The sequence below is a fragment of the Novacetimonas hansenii JCM 7643 genome (assembly GCF_000964405.1).
GTDB lineage: Bacteria > Pseudomonadota > Alphaproteobacteria > Acetobacterales > Acetobacteraceae > Novacetimonas > Novacetimonas hansenii.
In genome coordinates, this window is the sequence record NZ_BANE01000233.1 from 1 (window position 1) to 3,207 (window position 3,207).

4 protein-coding genes are annotated in these 3,207 nt (G+C 61.4%); all 4 read right to left on the bottom strand.

Annotated features, from left to right (window positions below):
- Positions 1-122: 122 nt before the first annotated feature.
- Positions 123-530, bottom strand: coding sequence for a hypothetical protein (locus tag B7G66_RS13815; protein ID WP_048859292.1), 408 nt, complete (start codon positions 528-530; stop codon positions 123-125).
- Positions 531-729: 199 nt separating this feature from the next.
- A complete protein-coding gene (locus tag B7G66_RS13820) occupies positions 730-1,167 on the bottom strand; it encodes a CHRD domain-containing protein (RefSeq protein WP_003621541.1) in 438 nt (145 codons plus the stop codon).
- Positions 1,168-1,353: 186 nt separating this feature from the next.
- Entirely contained in the window at positions 1,354-1,539 is a 186-nt protein-coding gene (locus tag B7G66_RS13825; protein ID WP_040511011.1) for a hypothetical protein, read from the bottom strand.
- A 285-nt stretch (positions 1,540-1,824) separates the two neighbouring features.
- Positions 1,825-2,850, bottom strand: a complete 1,026-nt coding sequence (locus tag B7G66_RS13830) for an SDR family oxidoreductase (RefSeq protein ID WP_003621538.1) — start codon at positions 2,848-2,850, stop codon at positions 1,825-1,827.
- Positions 2,851-3,207 lie beyond the last annotated feature (357 nt).

Genomic DNA, 3,207 nt, shown 5'->3' on the forward strand with positions numbered 1-3,207 from the left:
GCCTTTTTCGATCAAAAGGCAGCACCCAAAAACTTTTCTTTTTTATCAGGGTGTGTTTTCAGACACTCTCTAAAATATATCAGAAACGTTTCCGAACGCCTGTGCCGGGAGGGGTAAAGGGATCAGTTCTTGAGCCGGATGGTCAGACGCTCCACCGAGAAGGCAAGCCGTGCGCCGGATGTACGCGACGTGAACTTGATCCGCACGCCGTTATTGTTTTCCATGACCGCCCCGCCGGTTCCCGCACCGATCGTGGCCTCTCCCTGCACGGACCAGTAGGTCCCCTCCAGATCCTGCGTGCGGTAGAGGTTGAAGACCCCGCCCTTGGCATGCATCGTTGAAAAGCCGATGGCGGCGCCGGAACCGCCACGAATCTTGAAATTGTAATCATGCCCCTGAAAGCTCAGCACACCCTTGCCCCACGACATGCCGGCCCCAAGGTCGGCGGCGGAAATGGTAAAGGTGATCTCCCCCGTGCGTTCGCCAAGCGCATCGGCGGCATGGGCGGGGACAACAGCAAAAGCAGGCAGGGCAACAACAGCCGAAAGGGCGGCGACAGATGCAAGGCGCAACGTAAACTCCTTCTTCACGCGATGTCGCCCAACCGTTTCAACTGATGGGCCACCGAAACGGGAACAGGCACGCAAAACGGATCAATCCGCCCTGAGGCATGCGGATTTGAAATATCATACATGTAATTAAGGAAACGCGAAGCGGATTATCGGTTCCTCATCGTGGCTGCGCCGCAAGCTGGGCGCGGGCCTCCCCATTGGGATAGGCATCGGTGTGCAGGTTGACATAGACCTGTCCCGCCATCAGCGCACGCGCCTGTTCAGACGACAGCAGCACCGCCCCCCGCAGGGGCGAGGCATAGGGCCCGGCCACCGGGGCAAGGACGCCGGCCTCCTGCCCTGTTCCTGCCGGGCCATGGAAATGGATGGCCGTGACCTTGCCGCTCAGTCCCGTCCATTTGATCGTATAGGTGACAAGGTTCGTCCTGGGGTTCAGCCATGCCGTCACCCCGCCGCCCGGCGTGGTCGTCGCGCCGTGTTCGGTGGCGAACCGGCCCGATATATGCACGCTGCGGGCCTGCGCCGGGGCAATGGTGGCCACCGCAACGGCACAGCCAAGGCCCAGCATCAACGGGATGGATGGACGGAACATCATGCGTTTCCTCCGGCATGGGCATCATGGCCCGTTATGTCCTGCACGCGCATGCCCCCACATGCGCGCGTCCTGTCACACCGGATGGCATGACATGGCGGGTGCGGCCATCAGATGCAAAAAATACGCCCCACGCAACAGGAAAACACATCACGCCCCATACGCGATCCCCACCGGAAGAGAGACGTGTCAGATATCCAGCGGGCGTCCACGTTCCAGCGCCGCAAGTTCGCGCGTCATCCATGCCCGCCACAGACCGGCGCGACACATGCCGGCACGACACAGGCCGATTCCCGTCCCCACGCCCGCCATTACCACCATCGTTACCGCGTACATGTTCATCGCCGTTTCCACCATCAGGGTCGATGGCGCCATCGTGGGCGGCGGCTGTGATCAAAAGATGGCCGGAATGTTACTTTTATGCAGCGCGGCGCGGCAAAAAAACGGCACGGGGAACAGCGACAGGGGGGAAGGAAACGCCGGGGATATGGTCCTTACCACGGATGCGAATTGGCGACGTCATTACCCGTCTGCATCACCATGTCGAGCACCATGTAACAGAACACCGCCGCCAGCAGCATCGCACAGATCATAAGGACATACCGCATGCCCCTGTGTGCCAGCATGCGGGGCAAAGGAAAAGCCCCGCCGCTGTCTGTCCTATCCCACGCCGGTGCCGCCTGATGCGGCATAGACCTGCCCGGTGATATAGCTGGCCTCCGCCGAGGCAAGGAGTACATAGACCGGGGCCAGTTCGGCGGGCTGTCCCGCGCGGCCCATCGGTGTTTCAGCCCCGAACTGGTGGATATGGTCCTGCGTCTGTCCGCCACTGACCTGCAACGCGGTCCAGAACGGGCCGGGGGCGACTGCGTTCACGCGGATTCCCTTGTGCACCATCTGTTTGGCCAGAGATTTGACCAGCGCCACGATCGCCCCCTTTGTTGCGGAATAATCCAGCAGGATTTCCGACGGGCTGAAGGCATTGACCGATGCGGTGGCAATGATCGCCCCACCCGGCGGCATCAGTGGCACCGCCGCGCGGGCAAGGAAAAACAGCGCATAGACATTGGTGCGGAAAGTCTCGTCAAACTGTTCGGTCGTGATGTCGACAATGGATGCCTGATGCACCTGCCGCCCGGCATTGCTGACGAGGATGTCGAGACCGCCCAGTTCGGCATGCGCCTTCGCCACGAGATCCTTGCAATACTGTTCATCGCGCAGGTCGCCGGGAATGGCGATGGCCTTGCGCCCGGCCGCGCGGATCAGGGCCATCACGTCCTGCGCGTCGGGTTCCTCCTGCGGCAGATAGGCGATGGCGACATCCGCCCCTTCACGCGCATACGCAATGGCCGCGGCACGCCCGATGCCCGAATCCCCCCCGGTAATCAGCGCCTTGCGCCCCGCAAGGCGACCCGACCCACGATAGGTCCCTTCCCCATGGTCCGGGCGGGGCACCATCTTCCCCGCAAGTCCGGGCCATGGCTGCGACTGACGTGGGAAGGGCGGGCGGGGATAGCGGGTTTCCGGGTTAACCGCCGTATCCGCCGCCATGGGGACGGGGGCGGCATCCACGCCATGGGGGACCGTTGCCGCCGCACTGACCATTCCCGCCGCCATGCCCTGCAGGACGGTACGACGCGAAGACGGGGGCCGGACGGAAGGGGAAGAGGCGATATCATCGGCCATGGGGCTTTCTCCTGCTGTCATCCTTTTACAACAGGCCCGGCCGGGCAGGGTTGCGTCCCCATATGTTCAGGGGCGCATTGCCTCCCCACCCCGCTGCTCTTTTGCCGGGACATGCGGGAGAGGGGAAAAGTCACCGGTGAAGATTTCTGAAAAGGTCAGCCCCGGATAACTTTCAATCCAGCACAGGACGGTGCCGAAGCCCCCTATGGAGGGGAAAGCACGAAAGTTATTGCATGTTTTCCAAGAGAGACTGTTTGAAAAATCAGACCCGATAACACACTGGAATTATAAAGGTTTTTGGTGAAGCTTTTCCCAAAAAGCTTCGAAAGACGCCACCTTTTTGAAAAAAGGCGGCAC